Origin of the sequence: Terrisporobacter vanillatitrophus, assembly GCF_051148895.1 — a bacterium.
Taxonomy (GTDB): domain Bacteria; phylum Bacillota; class Clostridia; order Peptostreptococcales; family Peptostreptococcaceae; genus Terrisporobacter; species Terrisporobacter vanillatitrophus.
This window is the reverse complement of record NZ_CP154625.1, coordinates 773,042-799,844: the sequence shown is the minus strand read 5'-3', so window position 1 is coordinate 799,844 and position 26,803 is coordinate 773,042. Positions and strand designations below refer to the sequence as shown.

Genomic DNA, 26,803 nt, shown 5'->3' with positions numbered 1-26,803 from the left:
CTACATAGTTACTTCTATGTGTGTTATTTTACTTTCTTCTGCTTTTTCTTCTACCGATGTAGCTTTATTATATTTATGTTCTAAATATTTAGGAGCTATTTGAGGGAATAAAGCATAAGCTAATACGTCCTCATCATTTTGAGCTAAGTGTTTTATTTCTTCTTTCATAGCTTCAAATTCAGAACCTATTAAATCAGCTGGTCTTACAGTTATTACTTCTTCGTCTCCGATTATTAATTTCTTAACTTCTGGATCTAAATCAGCTGGTGCTTGTCCATATAATCCTTTTACATAGTCTTTGATTTCTTTTGGAACCATTTTATATCTTTGTCCTGTTAAAACATTGAATAATGCTTGTGTTCCAACCATTTGACTAAGTGGTGTAACTAGTGGAGGATATCCCAAGTCTTTTCTAACTCTTGGTACTTCATTTAATACTTCTTCGTATTTGCTTTCTGCACCTTGTTGTTTCATTTGAGATAATAAGTTAGATAACATTCCTCCTGGAACTTGATATTTTAAAGTTTGAGGATCTGTTAATAATACTTTAGGATTTAATATTCCTTCTTCCATGTATTTATCTCTTATTGGTTTGAAGTATTCAGCTACTTCTAAAAGAGCATCCATATCTAATTGTGGATTTCTATCCATTTCAGATAAAGTCACCGCCATTGATTCAGTTGGTGGTTGAGAAGTTCCACCACTAAGTGGTGATATTGCAGTATCTATTATATCTACTCCAGCTTCAACAGCTTTCATATACGTCATTTCTGCTATTCCACCAGTACAGTGAGTATGTAGCTCTATTGGTAATTCAGTTGCTGCTTTAACTTTTTTAACTAAGTCATATGCATTGTATGGAGTAAGTACCCCTGCCATATCTTTTATACATATAGAATCCGCACCCATTTTTTCAAGAGTTTTAATTAATTCTATATAGTACTCAGTAGTATGCACTGGACTTGTTGTATAAGATATTGCAGCTTGGCAATGTCCATTGTATTTCTTTATTGCTTTCATAGATTCTTCTAAGTTTCTAACATCATTTAACGCATCGAAAACTCTTATTATATCTATACCATTTTTGATAGATAGTTCTATGAATCTTTCTACAGTATCATCTCCATAATGTCTGTATCCTAATAAATTTTGACCTCTAAGTAACATTTGTAATTTAGTGTTTTTTACATGTTTTCTTATAAGTCTAAGTCTTTCCCAAGGGTCTTCATTTAAGAATCTTATACATGAATCAAATGTAGCTCCTCCCCATACTTCCAATGAGTAATAACCTACTTTATCCATAGTTTCTAAAATAGGAATTATTTCATCAGTTTTCAGTCTAGTCGCCATTAAGGATTGATGTCCATCTCTTAATGCCGTTTCAGTTATTTTTAACTTACTCATCTTATCCTCACTCTCCTATCAATATTATTGTAATAACATTTTCACAAGCATATTGTGTTCATGTCCTTTTTGTCTTTTATATATTTTCAATTATATATATTAATTCGTTCAATACCAAGTTTTTTTAGTGTTTTTCTTAATTCACCTTAAAAATCATAGATATTTTATGCTTATAATAAATTAAAATTTGTATTTTGCATAAATAAGTTTTCTTTTTACACTTCTATAATAAATAAATTTCATCATATTGTAAAATATATAATTTTATATACTTGTTATACAAAAAAAGCTATATCATTCAACCTATTCATACCCATTTATTATAGTTTTTAGCTTACCTGTCTCTGGACACATAATCAGCCCATGTATAAATACATTTTTAGGTACTAAGGGGTGTTTTTTTATTGCATTTACGCTATCATATATGGATTCATCTATGGAATTAAAACCATGAAGCCATTGCTTTATATTTATATCTGAATTATATAATGTATCTATAACATCTTGAGAAATTCCTCTACTTATTATTTTTTCCATAATATCTTCAGTATCCAAATTACACATACCACATTTATGGTGACCAACTACTAATACTTCTTCTACTTCAAATTCATATATGGCAACTATGATACTTCTCATAATACTTCCAAAGGCATGCATTACTGTGGCCCCTGCATTTTTTATTATTTTTGCATCGCCATTTTTAACATTCAAAGCTTTAGGCAACAAATCAGTTAATCTAGCATCCATGCAAGATAAAATTAATATTTTTTTATTTGGATGCTTTGATGTTATATATTCTTCATATTCTTTATTTTCTACAAACTTATTATTAAAATCTAATATATCCTCTAATTTACTCATTTTCTACTCCTTTATAAGTAAAATAAAGACCTAAAAAGCATATACTTATAAGACTACTTTTTAGGTCTTTATTTTTATTTTAGTTTTTTAATTTATTTGTAATAAACATTTCCATCCATGATTATTCTAGATGTTCTATATCCATATACCCATGGCACATCTATATTACCACTTTCATCCACATGACATTCTACTCCATTTTGCATTAATCCACCTGGATGGGCTATGTTTATACTTTCTGGATTAAATCCTTTTCTTACAACTTGATTTACTATTGTACCTTCAATATTTGCTGCTGTTGCTGTACATAATGCTCCTGTCAAAGCATATGTTTTATGTGTAAGCTGCATAGACATCATTCTACCTAATATATCTATATCTTTTTCTTCTATAACTTCACCTTTTACATTTGTATATGTTGATGGTTCTGCTACTATAGTTAATTTAGGTACACCTGGAGATTTTTCAGCTGATTCTTTATAATTATCTATAAATCCAAGTTTAACAGCGCCTATACCTCTTATAGTTTCTAATAATTCTAACATTTCTTTATTTGAATCTATTTCATCTGGTAATTCTTTTCCAGTAAGTCCCACATCACTAGCTCTTACAAATATAAGAGGATTTGATGAATCTACTAAAGATACTTCTACTGGTCTGTATCCTGGCACATCTATAACATCTACAACATTTCCTGTCGGTAATAATTTACCTGTCATAGCTCCTGCTGGATCTTTGAAAGCAAGTTTTATTACTGATGCAGTACCCGGAACACCTGCTATTGAAAAATCACCATCATACTCTATCTCTCCATTAGGAGTTTGCACATGAGAGTATATGATTTTTTTAGTGTTTGTATTATATATTCTTACAACAGTTTCAGGAGAAGTTATTTCAACTAATCCTTGCTCTATGGCATAAGGACCAACTGCTGAAGATATGTTACCGCAGTTTCCTTTGTAAGATACTATAGGCTTATCTATAGATACTTGTGCAAATGTATAGTTTACATCCCATTTAGGATTATCAGATTTAGATATTATAGCAACTTTACTAGTAGTTGACGTTGCTCCTCCTAACCCATCTATTTGACGAATGTCAGGGCTTCCCATAACTGATAAAAGTATATCCTCCCACTTTTCTTTATCTTGTGGTAAGCTTTCTTCATTTATAAATACACCTTTACTTGTTCCACCTCTAAATATGTTACATTGTAATTTATTCATATTTATTATCTCCTCTTGAATAAGCTTTTTACTTTTGGTTGGAATAGAAGTTTATTAAACTACCATCTAATATAACTTGTCTTTCTTCTTCAGTTACATCATTAAGTCTTAATTCTATTTCTTTGTTTTTGTTTTCACCTATAACTTTAGCTATTATAGTTTTTTCACCGTTTATGAATTTAGTTTTCATTTCTGGTATATATATATAATCATTTCTATCTAATTCGTTTATAATATTTTCATGAGCAGTAAATGGTATTATACCCCAGTTTACTAAGTTAGAACGATATCTCTTAGTAGCATATTCTACAGTTATATTTGCAAGTCCGCCAAGAACTCTTTGACATGATGCAGCTTGCTCTCTTGCTGAACCATCTCCTGGTTTAACTGCATATACAACACTACCAAATCCAGTATTTCTTAAGAATTCTTCCACTGAACATTCTGAGTTTATTTTCGATGCCAATTTTTTTAAATATTCCGAAATTTCAGTCTTTTCACCTTTTACAAATGCTCTTCTTTCATCTTCTAGAGCTTGCATTGCTTTAGCTGTAGGTACATATTCTGGATCTCTTCTAGAAAGTGTATAATCAGACATTCTTCTAGGGTTTGATCTATATGTTGCTGCATCTCCTGATGGTATTAATTCATCAGTAGTTGTAACTGGATCACCTATTACTGAAGCAACATTTAATAATATATCTTCTTGTAAAGCTATCATTTCTGGCCATTCAGTTATATTTGGCCCCATTTTTAATTCTTGACTTTCATCACCTTTATTGAATCCTTCAAATACTCTTTTATATGGTGATTTATCAAATTCATATTTAACTTCAACTTCATCGTATTCTATATCAGTTGCTGCAGTTAGTATACCACCGTTTAATGCAGTTGCTGCAATACTTCTTGCATCCATTAGTGCAACGGAAGTTAACTGTCCTTCACCTGGTTTTGAACCTTCTCTATTCGGGAAGTTTCTAGTTGTATGTCTTATTGATAATGATCCGTGAGCTGGAACATCTCCTGCACCGAAACATGGTCCACAGAATGCAGTTTTTATTAAAGCACCAGCTTGAGTAAGCGTTCTAGCACTTCCATCTTCTAACATTTGAGAATATATTGGTGTACTTGCTGGATATATGCTTAAAGAGAAATAATCATCTGTTAATTCTTTTCCTGCTAATACTCTAGCTGCTGCTTGTATATTTTCATAAGTACCACCTGAGCAACCAGCTATTTCAGCTTGATCTACTTTAAGTTTTCCATCAACTATTTTACTTCTTAAGTCTAGTTTTAAGTTTGGATTACTTATTTGTTTTTGTGCTTCTATTTCAGTCTTTTCTAATATTTCTTCTAAGTTTTCCTGTAATTCTTTTATTGTATATGCATTACTTGGATGGAAAGGTAGAGCTATCATAGACTCTATTTTATCTAAATCTACTTTTACAAGTCCATCGTACATTGCAACTTTGCCTGGCTTTAACTCTTTGTAAGCTTCTGGTCTTTTGTGTATTTCAAAATATTCTTTAACTTTTTCATCAGTAGTCCATATAGAAGTTAAACAAGTAGTTTCAGTTGTCATAACGTCTATACCATTTCTGAAATCTATAGAAAGATTTTTAACTCCTGGTCCTACGAACTCCATAACTTTATTTTTAACAAATCCGTTTGCAAATACTTCTCTTATTATGGCTAATGCCACGTCTTGAGGTCCTATTCCTCTTCTTACCTTACCATCTAAATAAATAGCTATTACACCTGGATAATCCATATCGTAAGTGTTTTCAAGAAGTTGCTTAACTATCTCTCCTCCACCTTCTCCTATACCCATAGTTCCAAGTGCTCCATAACGAGTATGACTATCAGTTCCTAATATCATATGCCCACATGTTGCATATTCTTCTCTCATGTATTGGTGTATTACTGCTTGATGTGGAGGTACAAATATTCCACCGTATTTTTTAGCAGCAGTTAAACCAAATATATGGTCATCATCATTTAATGTTCCACCTACTGCACATAAAGAGTTATGACAGTTAGTTAATACATAAGGTACTGGGAATTTTTCAAGCCCACTTGCTTTCGCTGTTTGTATAACACCCACATACGTAAGGTCATGAGAAGTAAGAGAATCAAATTTTAATTTTAATTTATTTCTATCTTCTGATTTATTATGCGATGCAAATATACTTGCAGCCATAGTGTTATCTTCTGCACCTTGAATTGATATTTCAGGTTCTTGACCTATCTCTTTTAATTTATAATTTAATGTAGCTAAAGATCCATCTTCCACTATAATTTCATTGTTATAAAGTAATACTTTACCTTGTTTTAATGTAACCATTTTTCTTCCTCCAAAATTATCCATAAACTAGCTTTAAAACTAGTATTTTTTATGCAATTAACCTATTATTCCATATATTCCTATGAAAGATAAGAACACATTAAATAGTATAGAGCCTAATGCTATCATAAGTAATTGTCCGAATAATTTATTTTGTTCTTCTTCTCCTGCTCCACTGGCAGACATATATGCTGCAAGTATTAATCCACCACCTGTTGATGCTGGTGAAAATGCTGCTGCAAATGATGAAGATATTATTATACTTGTAAGTTCAACGAAACTAAATGCTCCTCCAAAGGATTGCATTATAGATGGTACTGTTGGTATAAGCGTCGGCATAACCACACCTGTTGTTGAACTGAATAATGATAATAAACCAGCAGTTCCAGCAAGTATTGGTCTCGCAGTTTTTTCTCCCATTATTGATAAAAGTCCGTCTGATAATAATGCTATCCCTCCAACTTGATCAACTATATTCATAAGTACTCCAACACCACAAATTAATATAAGTGTTCCCCATGGCACTGTTGATAAAGCTTTCTTTTGTTCTCCAACTTTTAATATCATTAATATTGAAGCTACTAAGAATGATGCAAGACCTACATTTTGGTCAAATCCTGCAACCAGAATTACCATAACTATCATTCCTATTAAAGTAATTATTTGATTTTTATTGAATTTTGCTATATCTTCTTTTTTAAGATAAATTTCAGGTTTCATCTTGTCTAATCTGTACATTATACAAAATGCCACACCTAATATAAGTCCCCACAACATTACATTTAACATTAATGGTATTTCAAAACCAAACATTTCTACTTTTGCACCTAAATCACTGGCAATTATTCCTGCTGGCGTTAATGGTGTTATTGCAAAAGCATTAGCTGCTAACTTTGCTAATAAGGCATAAAGAATTGGATTTTGTTTCATACCTACTGCTATTGTTACAGCAACAACTGTCATTAAAGATCCTATCGGAATATTTCCTGGACCTATAGCCGATAATATTCCTGATACGAAGAATATTATTATTGGTACAAGATAAGACTTTTTCCCTACCATAGCCACAGCTTTATTCGCTAGAAGCTCTAGGGTACCATTAACTTGTGCTATACTAAATAAAAATGTAACTCCCACTAATGTGGCAAATAATTGTGCATCAAAACCTGCTAATATTTCTTTTGACGTCATATTACATATAGTTCCTAATACTAAAGAAAAACCTATAGCTAATACTCCTATATTTACTTTTTTCCAAAAACCAAATGCAACTACAACTACTAACGTTGCTAATGCTAAAATTGCTAAATTTGAATTCATTTTTAACCCTCCATTTTTTAATTTAAATTGATAATTTTAATTTTCTTGATAACATTTTCCTGAATTCACCTTGTCTTATCTCTTGTTTTATTGTATTATATTGTTGAAAAAGAGTCTAATACATAAAAAGAATATTTTTTATGCCTTTAGGCTATAGTTCATATTTAATGTGAAAGTGGAGGGTCTATATTGTTAGATTTTAAGGAGTTAGAGTACGTTGTCTCTGTGGCAAAGCACAAGAATATTACTAAAGCATCGCAAGAGTTATACATTTCTCAACCATCATTAAGTAAGTATATAAAAAAGTTGGAGGATACATTAGGTACACCCCTTTTCAACAGAATAGGGCATACGTTTACTCTTACTTATGCAGGAGAAAGATATTTGGAAAATGCGCAAGATATTTTAAGAATAAGAAATAAAATTAATGCAGAAATAAGCGATATATGTAAAAATAATAAGGGTAGATTAAATATAGCTGTTCCTTCTACTAGAGGTGGGTATATGATTCCAGAAACATTACCTATTTTCATGGAGAAATATCCTCATGTAGAGATAAATTTAATAGAAGGTCCATCGGCAAATGCTGAAACTGCTTTAATTAATGGTGATGCTGACTTAGCTGTTTTTAATTATCCTGTCATACATCCTGATTTGGAGTATGAAATTTTAGGTACCGAAGAATTAACATTGGCTGTTAGCAAAGATAATCCTTTGTCAAAATGCGGAGTAAAAAAAAAGGACTGTAAATATGATTGGATTGATATAAATTTATTTAAAGACGAAAATTTTATTTTACATTTTCCCTATCAACGCACAGGTCAAATAGCCGATAAAATTTTTCAAAAAGCTGGTTTCAACCCCAAGATTGCATTGAGAACTAGAAGTATTGAATGTGCTGTCAGGCTAACATCTTCTAATTTCGGTGTGTGTTTCGTATCCGAAAATCATTTGAAACATATGCACTTAATTAATCCACCTAAATATTTTTCTATAGGTACTCCTAGCACTAGTTTTCAATTAGTAGTTGCACATAGAAAAGGTATCTACTTAACAAAATACATGTTAGATTATATAGAAATATTAAAGGATTATTTTAAATAATTTATAAATTTTCTATTTTGAGGACAATATAATCATTTGAAAGGAGAAAATTATGAAAAATTGGATGAATGAATTTGTATATAATACTGATCTATCACAAAATAGACCTATAAAAGATGTAGTTTATGAAAGTATAAGAAAAACATTAATTGAAAATAAAGTTCCTGTTGGAGAACGATTCATAGAAAAAGAATATTCAGATAGACTTAATATAAGTAGAACTCCTGTTAGAGAATCACTTAAACAACTAGAAGCAGAAGGTTTAGTAAAATATATTCCTAGGTTAGGTGTTGTTGTTAATAGAATTACAAAAGAAGATGTTATTGAAATTTATAAAATAAGAAGTTCTCTAGAATTATTAGTGGCAACAGAGGCAATGAAACATATTACTCAATCAGATGTAGACAGAATTAAAAAATTATTAGAGGAAACAGAAAGAGCTAATTTAGATGGTGATATTAAACTAGTCGTTAAATTATTTGGTGAGTTTAATTCTAATCTTTATGATTTAAGCAAAATGAAAATATTGCCTAATATGATATCTAATTTGAACAACTACCTTCATAGATTTAGAGTTATATCTATAGAAGATCATATTAGAAGAGAAAAAGCAATAAAAGAACACGAGCAAATTTTGCAATCTATAGTTAATCGTGATATAGATTTAGCTGAAATGATTATAAAAAAACATTTATATGATTCATTAGATGTTGTTTTACAAGAAATTGATAAATAATTTTCAATTAAAAAATCCCCTTATATATTTTTATTATAAGGAGTAATGTAAAATAATTTATGCTTATGATTAAATAAATCCTATACAAGTGAACTTTGTAGATTTGGTTCACTGTATAGGATTTATTTTTATATTATATAGTAACTATACCAAATAGTATTCCACATACTAACATTATTAAACTTATTGCAAATAACCATCCGAAACTGAATTTCATATGATCTTTTAATTCTATATCTGCAAGTCCTGTTGCTAAGAATGTAGCTGGTACCAATGGACTTATTAACAAGGCAACATTTTTACCTAATATCATAGCTAATGCAACGTTCATTCCTGTTATACCATATGTTTTTGCAACTCCTATAACTAATGGTAGTAATCCATAGAAGTAAGCATCTGTTCCTAAGAACATTCCTATTGGTAAAGCAAGTACTCCCATTATTATATGGATAAATGGTGCTAAGAACCCTGGTATTAAACTTAATAATGTATTAGCCATGGCATCTAACATTCCACTTTCTCCAAGTACACCTACAAATACACCTGATGCTAACATTGTAGCTGATATTAACAAAGCTGATGGTGCATGAGCTTTTATACGAGCTTCTTGATCTTTTTTAGATGGATAGTTGATTATTATTGATACCCCCAAAGCAACCATAAATACTATGTATGCTGGAATAATATCTACAGCTAATGTGCCTATTACTAAAGCAGTCATTAATATATTAACTATAGCAAGTTTAGGTCTTTTTAATGCTAATACTGCTGCTTGTTTTTCATCAACTACTTCAACTTCACTAACTACTGCAGAAGATCCTACAGTGTATTCAACTCCTACTGAATCAAACTTATCATTTGTAGTATTAGTAATACCTGCTCCGCGTTTCTTTTCTATATTACCAAGTATTACTGCTAAACCTATTGTTGTGATTACTCCCACACCTTGTATTGGTATTAAGGTTTTCCATAACTCATTAGCTTCTATTCCAAGTACAACTGCAGCTCTAGCTGTTGGTCCTCCCCAAGGTAATAAATTCATTACACCCATCGCTGCTCCTACTATTAATAATAGTACTTGAGGTCTTATATTTAACTTTTTGTATAAAGGTAACATTGCTGGTATTGTAACTAACACTGTTGTAGCAGTTGCTCCATCTAAGTGACCTATTATACCGATTATTGCAGTTACAACTGTTATTGCAACCACACTATTTCCCGCTTTTGCAACTAATTTATCAATTAGTACATCAAACATCCCTGCATCATTCATTACTCCAAAGTAAATTATTGAGAAAATAAATAGTACTGCATTAGACGTTGTTTTTTCTAAACCTGCTGCTGCAAACTCTCCTATTTGTATTGGTGAAAATCCTGCACATACACCAGCCACCACTGGTAAAACTATAAATAGAATAATTGGACTTGATTTACCTTTCAGTAGTAAATAAATCATTGAAAAAAGCATTAAGTAACCTATAAATGATAACATCTTTTCCTCCCACGAATATAATTTTTGTACTCATTTTATACAGTTATTTTTAAGTTATAGATAGTGTAAAATATTATTTCTAAAGTAGTCACAAGACAATAACGTTTTCAAACCTATTTGATTTGTTAAACAACATTCTATTTCCTAGCTCTTCCTTATGAAAACACTTTACTTCTTAACTTATCTTTATATTATAATATCTATCAAATATAGACAAATACTTAATTCATTATAGCTCCTATTGTAAAAATTTATATCACTTTTTTTATTTATATCAAACTTTTGAATATAAATTCTCTGATCAATATTTAATAAATTCCATCTAAATATTAATATAAAAACATGAAAAGGAAGTATTTTACCACGCAAAACTCATGGTAAAATACTTCCTTTATTAATATCTATTTTATTTTATTTCTATTAAAGTTTATTAAACATCCATCTTTAACTATTTTTCTTTCATCTGGAGTCATGTCAGCTACATAAAGATTAAATTCTTTAACTTCCTTACCTATTACATATGCAGGTATTTTTGTCATATCTCCATCTAATAAATTTTTAATATTTGGTACATAGATATAATCATCCACTTCAAATTCTGGCGCCTCATCTAATAAGAATGGTATCATACCCCAGTTCATTAGGTTTGATCTATAACGCTTAGTAGCATATTCTTTAGCTATATTTGCTATACCACCTAATACTCTTTGGCAAGAAGCAGCTTGCTCTCTAGCAGAACCATCTCCTGGTTTAACTGCATAAACAACACTTCCAAGTCCTGTTTCTAAAGGATTTATATTTTCATTGTTATCTATTGTTCTTATTTTATTAAATACTTCCACTAAATCAGTATCTACAGTTGTTGGGTCTACACCTTCAACTCTAGCTTTTTCTAATTTGTTAATTATTTTAGCTCTTCCCACATATTCTGGATCTCTTCTTGATAAAGTAAACTCAGCAAGTCCTAAAGGATTTGAACGATAAGAAGATGTTTCTCCTGATGGTATTAATTCATCAGTTGTAGTTACTGGATCTTCTATTAAAGATGATACTTTCATTAATATATTTTCAGTTAATGGGCTCATTTCTGGCCAATCTTTTATATTTGGTCCATATTTTAGCTCATTTTCTTGGAATATTTTATATCCATTATAAACTCTACTTCCATATGAAGTTGGGTCAAAGTTTATTTCTTGCTCTCTATATTCAACATCTAAATCAGTTGCTGCAGTTAACATTCCCCCATTTGCTGCAGTAGCTGCTATACTTCTAGCATCCATTAAAGCAACTGAAGATATTTGTCCATTTCCTGGTTTTGAACCTTCTCTATTAGGGAAGTTTCTAGTTGTATGTCTTATACTTAACATACCATTTGCTGGAGTATCTCCTGCTCCGAAGCAAGGTCCACAGAATGCTGTTCTAATAGTTGCACCTGCTGCCATAAAGTCTGATATTACACCATTTCCAACAAGTTCCATCATTACTGGTTGAGATGATGGGTATACTGATAGAGAGAACTCATCATTTCCACAGCTGTGTCCTTTGATGATTGATGCAGCATCCATTATACTACTATAAGTACCACCAGCACATCCAGCTATTATACCTTGTTCTACTCTTAATTTTCCGTCAACTATTTTATCTCTTAAGTTGAATTCTATATTAGGGTTATCTATTATTTTAGATCCTTCTTCTTCTGTATATTTTAATATTTCTTCTAAATTTTTATTTAAAGTTTCTATTTCATAAACATTACTCGGGTGGAATGGTAAAGCTATCATCGGTTTTATTTCACTTAAATCAACATGGACCATACCATCGTAGTAAGTTACTTTAGCAGGATTTAACTCTTTGTAATCTTCGGGTCTATTGTGAGCAGTTAAGTATGCTTTAGTATCTTCATCAGTTCTCCAAATAGAAGTTAAACAAGTAGTCTCAGTTGTCATAACATCTATACCATTTCTGTAATCTGTAGAAAGATTTGATATACCAGGTCCTACGAATTCCATTACTTTATTTTTAACATATCCACATTCGAATACTTTTCCTATTATAGCTAAAGCTATATCTTGAGGTCCAACACCTGGTTGAGGTTTTCCTGTTAAGTAAATACCAACTACTTCTGGATAATCTACATCATATGTATCGCAAAGAAGTTGTTTAACTAACTCTCCTCCACCTTCTCCTATAGCCATAGTTCCTAGTGCTCCATAGCGAGTATGACTGTCAGATCCTAAAATCATTTTCCCACAACCTGCCATCATTTCTCTCATATATTGATGAATAACTGCTATATGTGGTGGCACATATATTCCACCATATTTTTTAGCTGCAGATAATCCAAACATATGATCATCTTCATTTATTGTTCCACCAACTGCACATAAAGTATTGTGACAGTTAGTTAATACATAAGGTATTGGGAATTTTTCAAGTCCACTTGCCTTAGCAGTTTGTATTATACCTACATAAGTTATATCATGCGATGCCATAGCATCGAATTTTATTTTAAGTTTACTCATATCATCAGAAGTATTATGTGCTTCTAATACTGAATAAGCGATTGTTCCTTTTTTTGCTTCCTCTATAGTTGCTACGCTTTCCTCCATTTGTGAAAGTTTTTCATATTCAGTAGCTGGTACTATTTTTTCACCATCTACTAGATATACTCCACCATCATATAATTTTACACTATTGTAATCAAATAATTTAGACATTATACATCCCTCCACTACATCTTTTATTTTATATAACCTTGTTCCTTATTAACTCTATTTTACAATTTCCCATTGATATAGACAAATACTTGTTACTTAATAGTATCTATAGTTAAAACCTATAGGTGCTTCCATAATTTCAAAATTAGTATAATCTGTCTTCGTATTTTGATTATGTAATATTTTCCACATATAGCATAATATTTAAAACCTTATGAAATCTATAGCCTTTTATTATAGCTTATGATATCATATTGGCTATATTAGAATTTGGAGGAGAAATTATGACATCTAAAGAATTACTTTATGTAAAAACTGTAGCCGAGGAGAAAAGCATTTCCAAAGCATCTAGAAAATTATACATATCGCAACCATCTTTAAGTCAGGCAATACAACGTATAGAAGAATCACTGGGGACCATGCTTTTTAAACGTACAAACACAGGTTTAATTTTAACCTTAGCTGGGGAAAAATATTATAAAATGGCTAATCAAATTTTAAAAATATATGATTATTACAAAGCTGAAATTAATGATATAAATGATATGAAAACTGGAAGAATAAATATTGGTATTACCATGCACTTATCTGTTTATGTGCTTCCTATGATACTTCCTAAATTTAAAGAACTCTGTCCATTTATAGATATCTATGTTACAGAAAATAACTCTACTGAACTGGAAAAATTACTACTTTCTGGTGAAATCGATTTCGCTATTATGCATGAACCTAAATGCAAGAAAAACAATTCTATAAGTTATGAATCATTACTTACAGACCCCTTCTTATTGGCAGTTAGTAAAGATCATCCTTTATGTGAAAATTATAATTTAAATGAAGATGGTAATTATCCATCTATAGATTTGAGTCTTTTTAAAGATGAGCCTTTTGTAATGGTTAATAAACAGCAAAGAATAAGACATATATCAGATAATATTTTAAGTCTTGCTAATATAACACCTAATATTGCTTTAACTGTTAAAAATTATGAGGCTGCTAAAAGATTGGCCACTGAAGGTATAGGAGTTACTTTTATTCCACTTCAATACTCTAAAATATCATCAAATGATTATTGTCCTGCGTATTTTATGATAGATGATAAATATGAGGCTAATTGGATTATGTGCATTGCAACCATAGAAAATTCTTTTTTATCAAAAGCAGATAAATTATTAATGGATATTGTCAGAGAAAAATTTAAATCTAGTGAAATATAAAATACTTACAATTAAAAAATATACTTCAATATTAAATTGAAGTATATTCATAAGGTAATTCTATTTAGTTTAAGATATGGATTATTTATTAATAAATCCATATCTTAATTTAAATTAATTTTTAATACTCCGGAAGTAATTACCCTTATAACTGCCGGTAATACGATTAAAACTGTTGTCAGTCTTATTAAATGAAGTAAAGCTACTATGTGTGTTTGCGCTCCAAAAGATTCAGACATTATAGTCATATCTGTAAGGCCTCCCGGTGCCGCACTAAATAAAGCTGTTGGTAAATCTATTCCCGTTGTCTTATGTATGATATATCCTAAAATTATACTTAAAGTAGTTAATCCTATAACTAAAATTATTGATGGTATGATAATTTTCTTTAATCCCAACACAGAGTCCATTGTGAAATTTAATCCCACTGTACATCCTATAACAATTTGTGCTATTAATTTAAAATTCGTAGGCATATGTGCGCCATTTGTAAGTACATTATATCCTCCTACAAATACCATGGAGCCTATCATTGCTCCTGCTGGTATTTTTAATTTAATCCCTAAAAATCCCCCAACTAATCCCATTATTAATGTTAATACTATTTTCTGCATTTTATACCTTCCTTTCCTTATTATTCATCTGTTCTTACAATCTACTTTATTCATATTAAAATAATTTGACAAAAAATCAATCTAATTAATTTAAAATATAAAAAAAGGAGTTATCACATAATTTTATTTTATTGTTCATGTGATAACTCCCTTTATTTTTACAATATATATAAATAAAAATATTTATACTAAAGTCATATTTAGATGGAATATAACTACATTTTATATTCTAAATAAGGTAAAACATTATTGTTAAATATAAAGTTATATTAAAAACACTTAAAAGTATATTTTCTTAACATCTATTAATAATATGCTAATTGCAAGCAAATCTGCACATCCTCCAGGACTTATATGTTCCTTAATATATAAATCTTCAAGCTCATGACATCTTTGCTTACCTTCTAATGTAAATACACCACCCATATTTAATATTTCTTTGGCATCTGATTGCACTTTTCTAAGTGTATTTATATCATGTCTATAAACCACAGTACTATCTTCTACCCTTGCCATTAATTCTATTAAAATCTGCATATATAAATCATTTTCTTTTAGACAAGAATCCTCATATTTATCTATTATATATTCAAATAATACAGATAAACCATCTTGAACTTGTCCTCTTATTCCTGTAAATCCATGATCAAGATATAACTTTTCTCCATGAGTTAATTTATCTTTCTTATGAAGATCTTTAAAATCATTAAGAATATTTTTTACCATGGATTTTATTATTTCTTGTATTCCAGAGAATTCTTTATTCTCGTATAAAGCTTTCCCTATGGCTGCCATAGATATTCCCATCAAGAAAATCATCCCTTTATGAGTATTAATATTATTGGTTGCTTCATACATCTTCTCTTCACATTCTTTTCCAATATCTCTTATAGCATCAAAAATACACTCTAGTGAATAGTAAGAATAGCCCACTTTAAACATTTCCTTCAAAAAAGGAGTTATTGCCATGGCACTATGCAAAAAAGTATAGTAATCCATATCCTCATGGGAACCTGAGCTTACAGGAGACACTAATCCAAAAGAGGGAAATGTGGATACTTCACTTATCATAGCTTTAAGAGATAGTTGAGATACTTCATAAGCTAATTTTTCATTTTTTTTTTCTAGTTCTTTATATTTTTTAAAAATATCTTCAAAATATGATTTTATATGTTCTATACTGTGATTTTGGGCTCTTGAGCATATTTTTGCATCCATATCACATATAAAGCATTTTCTAGGCTTTTTATATAAATCTTTTCTGGATATTCCTATTACTTTTTCATTTTTCATAGTATAAACATCAATATCTAAACATCTACCTAAAATATGCTCTTCTTCTATATTTATCATTTCTTTTTTTACATTTACAAAATCTAAATCAAATAAAAAATGACCTATTATTCCTTCTTTATTTTTATATTTATGTTTAAAAACTATATATTTATTATAATAAGTTAATATGTCATTATAAATTGTATTAACTATGTCATCAGTTATATAGTTTGATTTTTCTATTCCAGGATAATTTATTCTTATTGTCACTAAAGTTTTATTATTATTTTCTTTTAATAATTTTTCTTGGTAATCTACTCTTTTATCTCTATCAAATAAAAATTCTGTTATTAAATCCATATTGTTTTAGGCAAAATTAAAACTATTCTTATAGTTCATTTATCACCAATTCACCTTCCTTACTACGTAAAAAATCAAAACTTGGTTTTGGTAGTAAATTTTTCACTTTTTCTATTTGTCCTTCTTTTAACAGTTTTCTAACTCTTGATGCACTTATAGCATCATTTTCTACTTCTTTTCTTTCTATCAGATTAACTTGAACATTGTACTTAGGTAATATTTCTTCCATAGACTCATTATAAGTATTTGTAACTTCACAATGTGGTTCTGTTCCCACATATCTTTTTACTATATTAAATTTAGGTACAAAATATTTACCAAATACATTACAATCCAATTTTGTATATTCTTTTAATGTATCATCATTTTTCTTTAAGAAATAATTTGGGAAAGTTGCTGATGATATAACATACTCTCCTGCTGGTATTACAGTTACATTTTTTAAGTCTTTAGTTCCTTCTTTTATAAGCTTATATCTAGTTTGAAAAGGAAATGCAGATTTATCTTCTTCTACTACAAATATTATTACATTATCATTTTCTTTTGCCGCTTTTTCCACTATATATCTGTGACCTAGTGTAAATGGATTACAATTCATAACTAATGCAGCATATTCTTTATTATCACCTATATTATATTCTTTCTTTAACTTATCTAAACTAGAATTTATATCTTTATTTCCACTTTCCAATAAACTTACTTTATCTGTTGTAAATATATTTTTATATCCTAATCCTTCAAATAAAAATTGATTTTCTGGTTTTGTAAAAATAAAACTATGATATCTTCTTTCTAAAAATAATTTTTCTGTTACTTTTGATATTAAGTTATTTGATAATCCTAATCCTTGATATTTTTCATTTATAGCAAAACATTTTAATATATTTTCTTTTTTAGAACATGTTGCTATAACTTCTTCATTTTCTCTTATTACTACAGTGTAGTCAACATCTTCATATTTTAAATTAAACTTTGCTAAAAATTCTCTTACTTCTTTAGTTTCATATTTTGATTTTAAATTTATACTTTCTACATTATAATACATGCTCTACACCGTCCTTATTTTTATACTCAAAATATTCTATTTATAAATACAAAAGCCAATAATGTTACTATTAAAAGTACATACATCATAAATTAAGCCAAAAAGGTATTGTAAATCACAATACCTTTTTATATCTTAAAATGTTTTCTTATATATTTACAGTTTCTATTTAACTTTTCTTATTGTATCTATAATACTTCCATCTCTATATTCAACTACTGCTACTACTTCATCAGTAAACTCTATGTCTTTTGGAGTTCCAACAAGTCTTGTAGCCATAGCTCTTGCTTCTTCCATTGTTAACATTTGGATTCTAGCTTTAGAGAATTTTTCTATTAAGTCTGTTCTAGTTGGATTTACTATTACTCCGTAATCAGTAACAACTACATCAACAGTACTTCCTGGAGTTACAACAGTAGTTACCTTATCTATTATTGTAGATAATCTCCCCCTTGTAAGTGGTGCAGTAAGTATAGACATTTTAGCCATTGCAGCTGTATCACTATGTCCACCAGATGCTGCTCTTATTACACCATCAGAACCAGATATAACGTTAACGTTGAAATCTGTATCTATTTCTAAAGCTGATAATATAACGAAATCTAATTTATTAACTGCTGCACTTTTGTTTCCTATTGAAGCATAGAAATCTGCACTTACTTCAACGTGTTTTTCATTTCTTCCACAAGATTCTGCTGCAGTTAAATCAAAACTTTGTGTATCGAATAATTGATCAACTAATCCTGATTCTAATAAATCAACCATTGGTGCAGTTATTCCTCCAAGAGCATAACTTAATTTTATATCTCTTTTTAATATTTCCTCTTTAACAAATCTTGTAACTGCTAAAGATGCTCCACCAGAACCAGTTTGCATTGAGAATCCATCTACAAATAACCCAGATGCTTTCATAACTTCAACTACTCTTTTAGCCATTAATAACTCTTTTGGATTGTTTGTGAATCTAGTAGCACCAGACATTATTCCTGAAGAATCACCTACTTCATCAACTACACAAACATAGTCAACTTGTGTTTGAGGTATACTTTGTGGAAAGTTTGGATATGGAACTAATGTATCAGTTACAACTACAACTTTTTTAGCATGTTCAGCATCAACTTTAGCATATCCCATAGCTCCACATATAGATTTTCCCTTTACTCCATTTGCATTCCCCATACAGTCAGCTGATGATGCTGCTAAGAACGCTACGTCTATTTTTACATCTCCTGAAGATATGGCTCTTGCTCTACCTCCGTGAGAACGTATGACAGCTGGATATTCAAGTATTCCTTCAGAAACAGCTTGAGCTAATTTCCCTCTAAGCCCTGAAGTTTCTATTCTATTTACTACACCATTTTCTATGTGGGCAACTAAACCATTATGAGCACTTGTTAATGATGAAGCTGCTATTCTTAGGTTTTTTATTCCCTGTTCAGCTAATATATCGACAACTTGCATTAAAAGTTTGTCACCAGCTCTAAAGTGGTGGTGGAAAGATATTGTCATTCCATCTTTTATTTCACATTTTTCTACAGCTTCTCTTAACGATGAAACTAATTTATCTCTTCTTACTTGTTCTTTTATGTTAGAACTATCAGAATTTACTTTATTATCTCCAGTTAATGAATCATATGGAGCAACGTAAGCTTGTCTATTTTCGTAACCTTTTATGTTTTTTAACATTTCATTGTTTACTCTTTTAGTTTGCATATTAATTTTCACCTCCAACTATAACACCAGCAGCCTCAGCTAACTGTAATACTCTTTGAGCTCTTTCTATTATTGGTTTATCCACCATTTTTCCATCTACAGTGAATACACCTAGATTCTGTTTTAAAGCTTCAGCAGTTGCATCAACTATTTTTTGAGCTTTTACTATTTCTTTTTCGCTTGGAGTGAATACATTGTGTATAAGCTCAACTTGTCTTGGGTGTATAAGCGATTTTCCACCGAATCCCATTCTCTTGATTAAGTTAGCTTCTTTTAAGAATCCTTCATCATTGTTTACATCAGCATAAACTGTATCTAATACTTCAAGACCACATGCTCTACCTGCCATAGCTATCATTCCTCTAGCAACATATAGCTCATCTCCTTCTGGAGTTCTTGTAGTTTTCATACTAGTTACAAAATCTTCTCCACTTAGCGCCATACCTATTAATCTCTTAGTAGGTGATTTAGCTATGTTGAAACAATTCATAACACCTAAAGCTGTTTCTATAGCAACCATTATTTTAGTGCTACCAACTTTCATTCCACATTCTTTTTCTATTTTTTCTATTTCTGCATCAACAGTCATAACATCTTCTACAGATTCTGTCATAGGTATTCTTATAACTTCAACCCCTGCACTTACTACAGCTGCTAAATCTTGTTGCCAGAATTCTGTTGCAAGTCCATTTATACGAACTACAGTTTCTATTCCTAATTCTTTATAGTAGCTTCCGAAGTTTTTTAACATGTTATGCAATAAAAATCTTGCAGAATCCTTTTCAGTCATTGCTATAGCATCCTCTAAGTCAAACATAACTGAATCTGGTTTATATATGTGAACATCTCTTATTACACCAGGATTATTACCAGGCACAAATAACATCGAACGTCTTAGTTTCATTTTCTTTCCCCCTACATCCATTTGTAATCATTAGATTTTGCAGAACGATATACTGCAGTTTGAACTCTACTCTTTATTACTGCATCTATTGCACCCTTATCATTTGCAAATATTTTCGCATCTTTTACATCTAACGCTTGTAACGTTTTCATCATTACATCTATTATTTGATCACCAAATTGATTTTTAACTACACTTTCAAGTTCTATAACTATACCGTTATTTTCATTTGGTTCTATTATAACTTGTATATCGCTTGATTCTAATGTACCAGCATTTGCTATTTCTAATAATTTCATATACTGTGCTCCTCCGTTTTATTTTGGAAATATATTGTCTGTCCAATTCAATAATCATTATATATTCTTATTTTTCTATATTCAATAAAATTCAACAGTGACAAATATGCAAAACCTAGTGAAAGCATTTATTTTTCAACATTTGCTCTAGGTGTTCTTTTGATGTTCTTGTATATTTTTTTATATATATTTTATTAATTTTTATGATTTCTTCACTTATCTATTTCTATGTTATAATAAATAATATATAAATATTTAACTTTAAATTTAAGGAGCTTTTTATGAGTTTTAAAAAATTAAAATACATTATAACTATCGCCGAATGTAGAAGTATTTCTAAGGCAGCTTGTGAACTTTTTATTTCACAACCTTCACTTAGTAGCATACTTTCTAATATGGAAAAGGATTTAGGTGTTTCTCTTTTTGACAGAAGTACTAATCCTATATCTCTTACTTATGCTGGTGAAAAGTACGTAGAAACAGCAAAAAAAATACTTAGTTTGGAAAGTAATTTAAAAAAGGAACTTATCGATATTTCTACTATGAAAAAAGGTAATATAACAATTGGTCTTCCTTCTGTTAGAGGAACTCATGTATTACCATTAATATTACCAAAATTCAAAGAAGAATATCCAGGTATAGATATTCATGTTATTGAAGATGATTCTAATTATTTAGAAGAATGCCTTTTATCTGGGAAAGTTGATTTAGTTTTAACATCTTTACCAAGTACTGATAAAAGGATTACTTGTGAGCTTTTATATGAAGAAAAGATTATGCTTGCATGTAAGAAAGGTTATCTTAATTCTAAACATTTACTTGATATGAATTCAAATATAGTTAATTTAAATAGCCTTAAAGATGTGGATTTTGTACTTACTAAAAAAAATCATAGAATTAGAAAGCTTACAGAACATCTTTTTGATTTATTTAATTTTAAACCAAAAATCATTTTAGAAACGTCTAATACTGCTACTGCTTTTAGATTAGCCACATCTGGAATTGGAGTTTGTTTTGTTTCTGAGATGATATTAAATACTACAAAACCTATAAATGAATTTGATCTATTTCATATAGAAAATTCTCCAGTAAAGTGGAATATTTCTATTTCATATTTAAACAGTTCTTACCTGAGTAATGTGGAAAGACACTTTATTGATTTTGCTAAAACAGTATTAAAAGAAAATTCTAAAAAGAATTCAATAATCTGATAAGAACCATAGAATTTCTTTAATCTAAAAACCAGAAGCATAATAATTACGCTTCTGGTTTTCTTCATAATTTGATTTGTTTTTTTCTTGTTTTTCCATTTTCATTAGTTTACACTAATTTAATTCATGTAAGAAAAGTCCACATCTTACCTTTGGCTCAAACCAAGTAGATTTAGCTGGCATAATTTTGTTTTCATCTGCCACTGAAATTAATTCCTCTATATGAGTTGGGTACATTAAAAAACCAACTTTCATATCACCTTCAACTCTTCTTTCTATTTCTTCCGCTCCTCTAATTCCCCCAATAAAATCAATTCTCTTATCTACTCTTGGATTTTTTATTCCCAATATCTCATCCAAAATATGATTTTGTAATATAGAAATATCTAAAGTTTCAACTACATCTCTACCTTCCAAATACTCTTTCCCAAATTCTATTCCATACCATTTATTATTCAAGTACATTCCAACTTGCCCCTTTTTAGCTGGTTTGTAATTTTTATTCACTTCCCTAACAATAAATTTTTCTTTGACCTTATCTAAAAACTCACCTTCAGTTAATCCATTTAAATCTTTTACTACTCTGTTGTAGTCCATAACTTTCAAATCAGTATCTGGAGCTATCATAGCAGTATAATAATTAAATTCTTCTTCTCCCGTATAGTTTGGATTTTTCCCTCTTTCTTCCAAGGCTATATTTTGTGCTGCTGCACATCTATGATGACCATCAGCTATATATAGATTTTCTACCTTAGCAAATTCGTTTACTATATCATTAATATCTCTTTCTTTTTCCACTTTCCAAATAGTATGAATTACATCATCATCTGTTTTAAAATCATATATTGGTGTCATAAAATAAACATAGTAATCTATTATTTTTTCTATTTCTTCTTGATTTTTATAAGTTAAAAGTACAGTTCCTGTATTAGCATTACAGTATTTTATATGATTAGTTCTATCTAATTCTTTGTCTGGTTTAGTATACTCATGTTTTTTTACCGTACCATTTATATTATCATCAATTGCTACACAAGCTACTATACCAGTTTGTGCTCTATCATTTACTATTTCTCTATAAATGTAAATTGCGTCTTGATCATCTTTTACAAATATATTTTTTTGTACAAACTTATCTAAATTTTCTTTAGCTTTTAAATATACTTGCTCATCGTGCTCATCTACATTATCATCTAAATCTATCTCTGCTCTATCTATGTGTAAATAAGAATATTTATTATCCTTTGCTATTTTCTTTGCTTCTTCTCTATTCATCACATCATAAGGTAGTTCTGCCACCATATTTACATATTCATTTGCTGGTCTTACTGCTCTAAAAGGTTTTATATTCGCCATTGTTATTCCTCCCCAAAATTAACTTTACTCAAATTTATTTTTTAATCTCTATGTTATTCTTATAGTGCAATTTTCATATCATCGATTATTTCTTCTTCTACTAAAAAGTTATATATTATTTTCACTATTTCCTTGCCTATTCTTTCTTGTGCTTCTACTGTTGAAGCTCCAAGATGTGGCGTTGGAGAAACCATTGGATGATTAACAAGTTCTAAGTTAACTTTTGGCTCTTCTTCATAAACATCTAAAGCCGCAGCTTCAACTTTTCCATTGTCTAATGCTTCTATTAAAGCTTTTTCACAAACTAGTCCACCTCTAGCATGATTTATAAAGTAAACTCTATCTTTCATCATATTGAATTCTTTTCCTCCTATTAAATATCCTTGATTTCTTTCTAAAGGGATATGAATAGTTAAAAAGTCTGCATTTTTTAATACTTCTTCAAAATTGCAGAAAGTATAATCTTTGCAAGATTTCATTTCGCCAAGTATATCATAATAAATCACATTCATTCCTAAATCATGAGCCATTTTAGCAACAGTTTTTCCTATTCTTCCAAGGCCTATAATTCCAAGAGTTTTACCAAATATTTCAGTGCCAACATATTTTGTTTTGTTCCACTGCCCATCTCTCATAGTTACATTTGAAATATTTATAAATCTTGATAAAGTTATTATTTGACCTATTGTAAGTTCTGCAACAGATCTTGTGCTAGCATTAGGTGTATTAAAAACTTTAATTCCCTTTTTATTGGCATATTCAACATCTATATTATCAAGGCCTACGCCACTTCTAATTATTAATTTTAGAGTATTTCCTTCACATGCTTTATCTATAATTTCTTTTGTTATTACATTTTTTGAACGAATAACTAGTACATCTTTATCTTTTAATTTTTCCCCAAGTTCCATCCCATCGTAAAATTTATGTTCAACATCTATATTAAACTTTCTCAAGTTATTTACAGCATTTCTGTTCATTCCATCTGTTACTAATATCTTACACATATTATTTACCTCCAGTATTTTACCCTTATAAATTTTATCTCATATGAATATCAAGAATTTTCTTAATATTCAAACTAAAATTCTTAAATTAAAACTTAGTACAACAAATAACGCAAATTAAATTTTCTAATATTAAAATTCTAAAATTTCATTAATATTAGTTAATAATTCATTTACATCTTTTACTGTATAATCGCCCATGTGAGAAATTCTAAATGTTTTCTCTTTAAGGTCTCCATATCCATTGGCTATTAAAAAGCCTTTTTCCTGTAATTTTTTATTGAGATTTGATACACTGATTCCTTGTGTATTCTTGATAACGGTAAGGGTATTAGACAAATAATTTACATCGGTAAAAATTTGGAAGTGTTCCTGCGCCCAGCCTCTAACTAGATTTGCCATTTCTTCATGACGTTTAAATCTATTATCTAGGCCTTCATTTAAGATTTTTTTCAGTTGGAAATTTAAAGCGAACATATGTGAAAGGGAAGGTGTTGAAGGGTATTGATAATTTTTATTTTGGATGTACTCATAGATGGCGAGTAAATCAAAATAATAACCCCGATTAGGTACTTTTTCTGCTCTCTTCTTTGCTTTTTCTGAGAAGGTGCAAAGAGACATTCCTGGTGGTAAGCCTAAAGCTTTTTGCACTGAAGTTAAACAAATATCTATATTAGATTCATCTACTTCAATTTTCATACCACCTGCTGAACTAACAGCATCTACACAATAAACAATATCATCGTATTTTTTAATTACTTCTCCAATTTCTTTGATTGGGTTGGCAATTCCGGTTGAGGTCTCATTATGAGTTACCATGACCGTATCATATTTATTCGTAGACAATACCTTATCAACCATTTCTGGCTCAATAGCTTTTCCTAATTCGACTTTAAATAAATCCGCTGGAACACCATTTAATACGCCCATTTTATACCATCTGTCACCAAAGGAACCACAGGATAGTACTGCTGCTCTCTTTAAAGTACAGGAGCGAATGGAGCCTTCCATTAGGCCGCTACCGGAGGATGTTGATAATAATATATTATTTTTAGTATACAATAAATCTTGAAGTTTTTCAGTTATAGCTTCTTGTAAAGCAGATACTTCACTTCCTCTATGGCTTATAACTTGGTTTGCCATTTGTGCTAAAACATCTTCACTTACATCTATTGGTCCTGGTATGAATAGTTTTTTACTCATAATTTTACCTCCTTTCTTAATTATTAAAATAAATTAATTATTATTATAACCATATTTTTAAAAATAATATTATAAATCATTATATTTCCTTTTTTTAATTTTATGATTATTTTAATTAATATTTATACTATGCATTTTCATAATATTTGTCAACAAAAAAAATCATTTTGTATATAAATTTATATTTATTTAATCTTTTTAAATGTAATATTCTTACTCTTAATTCTATCATTGATGGCTTTTGATGATAATTCATAAACCACGCTAGTAATAGGCATTCCAAGTATCATACCAACTACACCAAATAAATTTCCTCCTACAACAATAGCTAGTAGTATCCATAAAGGAGGAAGACCTAAAGAATTTCCTACTATAAAGGGATAAACAAATTTTCCATCCAATTGTTGTATTGTAAATACTAAAACTAAAAACAATAAAACTGATGTTGGTTTTACCATTAAAATTATAAATGCCTATATAGCGATACCTACATAAGTCCCAAATATAGGAATGAAATTTAAAATAGGTATCATTATACTTATTAATAGAGCAAAAGGTATTTGAACTAAGGAAAAAATTATAAAAAATGCTGTTTCTAGTATTAATCCATCCATTGATTGACCTAATATAAATTTAGAAAACTTATTATTTGTTAATTTTAAAATATACATTATTCTTTCACATTTTTTTTCATTCAAAAATGCATATATAAGCTTTTTAAATTGTAAAATTAGCTTTTCTTTACTAAGTAAAATATACATGGATATTATTATTCCCAAGAATAAATTCACGAAGAAATTTGTAATTCCTATAGTAAAATTAAATATATTAGAAATAAACATATTAATAAAATTCTGAACAAAAGTTAAGAACTTTTGTATCATAGATTGTATGTCAAAAGATGTATTTTTTAACATATCTAAGTTATTTACTTTACTCATTATTTCATTTTGCAAGCTACTTATATAGTTAGGTATATCATTAGTTAAAGCTCTTAGGCTATCAGCTAGTTGAGGCACTATATAACTAATAAATACCCACATTAAAATTACTACTATTACAAGTGTACATACTAGGGATATAACTCTTGGCATCTTTGATAATTTTTTATTTTTTTTACATAAAGGCTTAACAATTTTTTCTTCTATAAGTTTCATTGGTAAATTTATCAAAAAGGCAATTACCCCACCTATTATAAAGGGCTTAAATGCTATTATAAACTTGCTAAATAAGTTGGTTATTAGTGTTGGTTTTAGTATAAATAAAAGAAAAATCATAATGTATGTAGATATTATAAGTTGATTTTTCAATTTTAAATCCTTTAATCTATTCATTCTATCCTCCATAAAAATCTATATTATATTTCTTATTTATATATTAGCACACTAAAAA

20 protein-coding genes and 1 pseudogene are annotated in these 26,803 nt (G+C 29.4%); 4 read left to right on the top strand and 17 right to left on the bottom strand.

Annotated features, from left to right (window positions below; all coding sequences use genetic code 11):
- The 5 genes from TVTCOM_RS04050 to TVTCOM_RS04030 form a co-directional block, all read right to left on the bottom strand.
- Positions 1-1,404, bottom strand: a complete 1,404-nt coding sequence (locus TVTCOM_RS04050; protein ID WP_434798572.1) for an oxaloacetate decarboxylase subunit alpha — start codon at positions 1,402-1,404, stop codon at positions 1-3.
- Positions 1,405-1,707: 303 nt separating this feature from the next.
- A complete protein-coding gene (locus tag TVTCOM_RS04045) occupies positions 1,708-2,268 on the bottom strand; it encodes a beta-class carbonic anhydrase (protein ID WP_434798571.1) in 561 nt (186 codons plus the stop codon).
- 92 nt (positions 2,269-2,360) lie between these two features.
- Entirely contained in the window at positions 2,361-3,494 is a 1,134-nt protein-coding gene (locus TVTCOM_RS04040) for a 2-methylaconitate cis-trans isomerase PrpF family protein (protein WP_434798570.1), read from the bottom strand.
- Between the two features lie 28 nt (positions 3,495-3,522).
- On the bottom strand, positions 3,523-5,838 hold the full coding sequence (locus TVTCOM_RS04035; RefSeq protein ID WP_434798569.1) for a hydratase: 2,316 nt from the start codon (positions 5,836-5,838) through the stop codon (positions 3,523-3,525).
- 57 nt (positions 5,839-5,895) lie between these two features.
- Positions 5,896-7,158 (bottom strand): SLC13 family permease, encoded by a 1,263-nt coding sequence (locus TVTCOM_RS04030; protein ID WP_434798568.1) that lies wholly within the window; start codon positions 7,156-7,158, stop codon positions 5,896-5,898.
- A 189-nt stretch (positions 7,159-7,347) separates the two neighbouring features.
- Between TVTCOM_RS04030 and TVTCOM_RS04025 the strand changes: the two genes are divergently transcribed.
- Together TVTCOM_RS04025 and TVTCOM_RS04020 are read left to right on the top strand one after the other, a co-directional pair.
- Positions 7,348-8,262 carry a LysR family transcriptional regulator gene (locus TVTCOM_RS04025; protein ID WP_434798567.1) on the top strand — a complete coding sequence of 305 codons (915 nt, stop codon included), beginning with the start codon at positions 7,348-7,350 and terminating at the stop codon, positions 8,260-8,262.
- A gap of 52 nt (positions 8,263-8,314) precedes the next feature.
- Positions 8,315-8,998 carry a GntR family transcriptional regulator gene (locus TVTCOM_RS04020; RefSeq protein WP_434798566.1) on the top strand — a complete coding sequence of 228 codons (684 nt, stop codon included), beginning with the start codon at positions 8,315-8,317 and terminating at the stop codon, positions 8,996-8,998.
- 133 nt (positions 8,999-9,131) lie between these two features.
- On the opposite strand, the gene TVTCOM_RS04015 is transcribed toward TVTCOM_RS04020, so the two are convergent.
- Positions 9,132-10,490 (bottom strand): CitMHS family transporter, encoded by a 1,359-nt coding sequence (locus TVTCOM_RS04015; protein WP_434798565.1) that lies wholly within the window; start codon positions 10,488-10,490, stop codon positions 9,132-9,134.
- Positions 10,491-10,891: 401 nt separating this feature from the next.
- Positions 10,892-13,207 (bottom strand): hydratase, encoded by a 2,316-nt coding sequence (locus TVTCOM_RS04010; protein ID WP_434798564.1) that lies wholly within the window; start codon positions 13,205-13,207, stop codon positions 10,892-10,894.
- A gap of 284 nt (positions 13,208-13,491) precedes the next feature.
- Here TVTCOM_RS04010 and TVTCOM_RS04005 point away from each other — a divergent pair, with 284 nt between their 5' ends.
- A complete protein-coding gene (locus tag TVTCOM_RS04005) occupies positions 13,492-14,424 on the top strand; it encodes a LysR substrate-binding domain-containing protein (RefSeq protein ID WP_434798563.1) in 933 nt (310 codons plus the stop codon).
- Between the two features lie 104 nt (positions 14,425-14,528).
- Here the strand turns inward: TVTCOM_RS04005 and TVTCOM_RS04000 are convergent, their stop codons facing one another.
- The 6 genes from TVTCOM_RS04000 to citD form a co-directional block, all read right to left on the bottom strand.
- Positions 14,529-15,038, bottom strand: a complete 510-nt coding sequence (locus TVTCOM_RS04000; protein ID WP_434798562.1) for an AbrB family transcriptional regulator — start codon at positions 15,036-15,038, stop codon at positions 14,529-14,531.
- A gap of 279 nt (positions 15,039-15,317) precedes the next feature.
- A complete protein-coding gene (gene citG / locus TVTCOM_RS03995) occupies positions 15,318-16,673 on the bottom strand; it encodes a triphosphoribosyl-dephospho-CoA synthase CitG (RefSeq protein WP_434798561.1) in 1,356 nt (451 codons plus the stop codon).
- 28 nt (positions 16,674-16,701) lie between these two features.
- Complete coding sequence (gene citC, locus TVTCOM_RS03990) at positions 16,702-17,718, bottom strand: [citrate (pro-3S)-lyase] ligase (protein WP_434798560.1); 1,017 nt, start codon at positions 17,716-17,718, stop codon at positions 16,702-16,704.
- Positions 17,719-17,883: 165 nt separating this feature from the next.
- A complete protein-coding gene (gene citF / locus TVTCOM_RS03985; protein WP_434798559.1) occupies positions 17,884-19,431 on the bottom strand; it encodes a citrate lyase subunit alpha in 1,548 nt (515 codons plus the stop codon).
- Position 19,432: 1 nt separating this feature from the next.
- Positions 19,433-20,335, bottom strand: coding sequence for an aldolase/citrate lyase family protein (locus tag TVTCOM_RS03980; RefSeq protein WP_434798558.1), 903 nt, complete (start codon positions 20,333-20,335; stop codon positions 19,433-19,435).
- Between the two features lie 11 nt (positions 20,336-20,346).
- Entirely contained in the window at positions 20,347-20,634 is a 288-nt protein-coding gene (citD, locus tag TVTCOM_RS03975; protein WP_434798557.1) for a citrate lyase acyl carrier protein, read from the bottom strand.
- Between the two features lie 281 nt (positions 20,635-20,915).
- Here citD and TVTCOM_RS03970 point away from each other — a divergent pair, with 281 nt between their 5' ends.
- Entirely contained in the window at positions 20,916-21,845 is a 930-nt protein-coding gene (locus tag TVTCOM_RS03970; RefSeq protein ID WP_434798556.1) for a LysR family transcriptional regulator, read from the top strand.
- Positions 21,846-21,959: 114 nt separating this feature from the next.
- Here the strand turns inward: TVTCOM_RS03970 and TVTCOM_RS03965 are convergent, their stop codons facing one another.
- The 4 genes and pseudogenes from TVTCOM_RS03965 to TVTCOM_RS03950 all read right to left on the bottom strand — a co-directional run bounded on the left by TVTCOM_RS03965 (position 21,960) and on the right by TVTCOM_RS03950 (position 26,688).
- Complete coding sequence (locus tag TVTCOM_RS03965; protein WP_434798555.1) at positions 21,960-23,201, bottom strand: DUF1015 domain-containing protein; 1,242 nt, start codon at positions 23,199-23,201, stop codon at positions 21,960-21,962.
- 59 nt (positions 23,202-23,260) lie between these two features.
- On the bottom strand, positions 23,261-24,208 hold the full coding sequence (locus TVTCOM_RS03960; RefSeq protein WP_434798554.1) for a D-2-hydroxyacid dehydrogenase: 948 nt from the start codon (positions 24,206-24,208) through the stop codon (positions 23,261-23,263).
- A gap of 132 nt (positions 24,209-24,340) precedes the next feature.
- Positions 24,341-25,411 (bottom strand): pyridoxal-phosphate-dependent aminotransferase family protein, encoded by a 1,071-nt coding sequence (locus tag TVTCOM_RS03955; RefSeq protein ID WP_434798553.1) that lies wholly within the window; start codon positions 25,409-25,411, stop codon positions 24,341-24,343.
- 185 nt (positions 25,412-25,596) lie between these two features.
- Positions 25,597-26,688: pseudogene (locus TVTCOM_RS03950) on the bottom strand (AI-2E family transporter).
- Positions 26,689-26,803 lie beyond the last annotated feature (115 nt).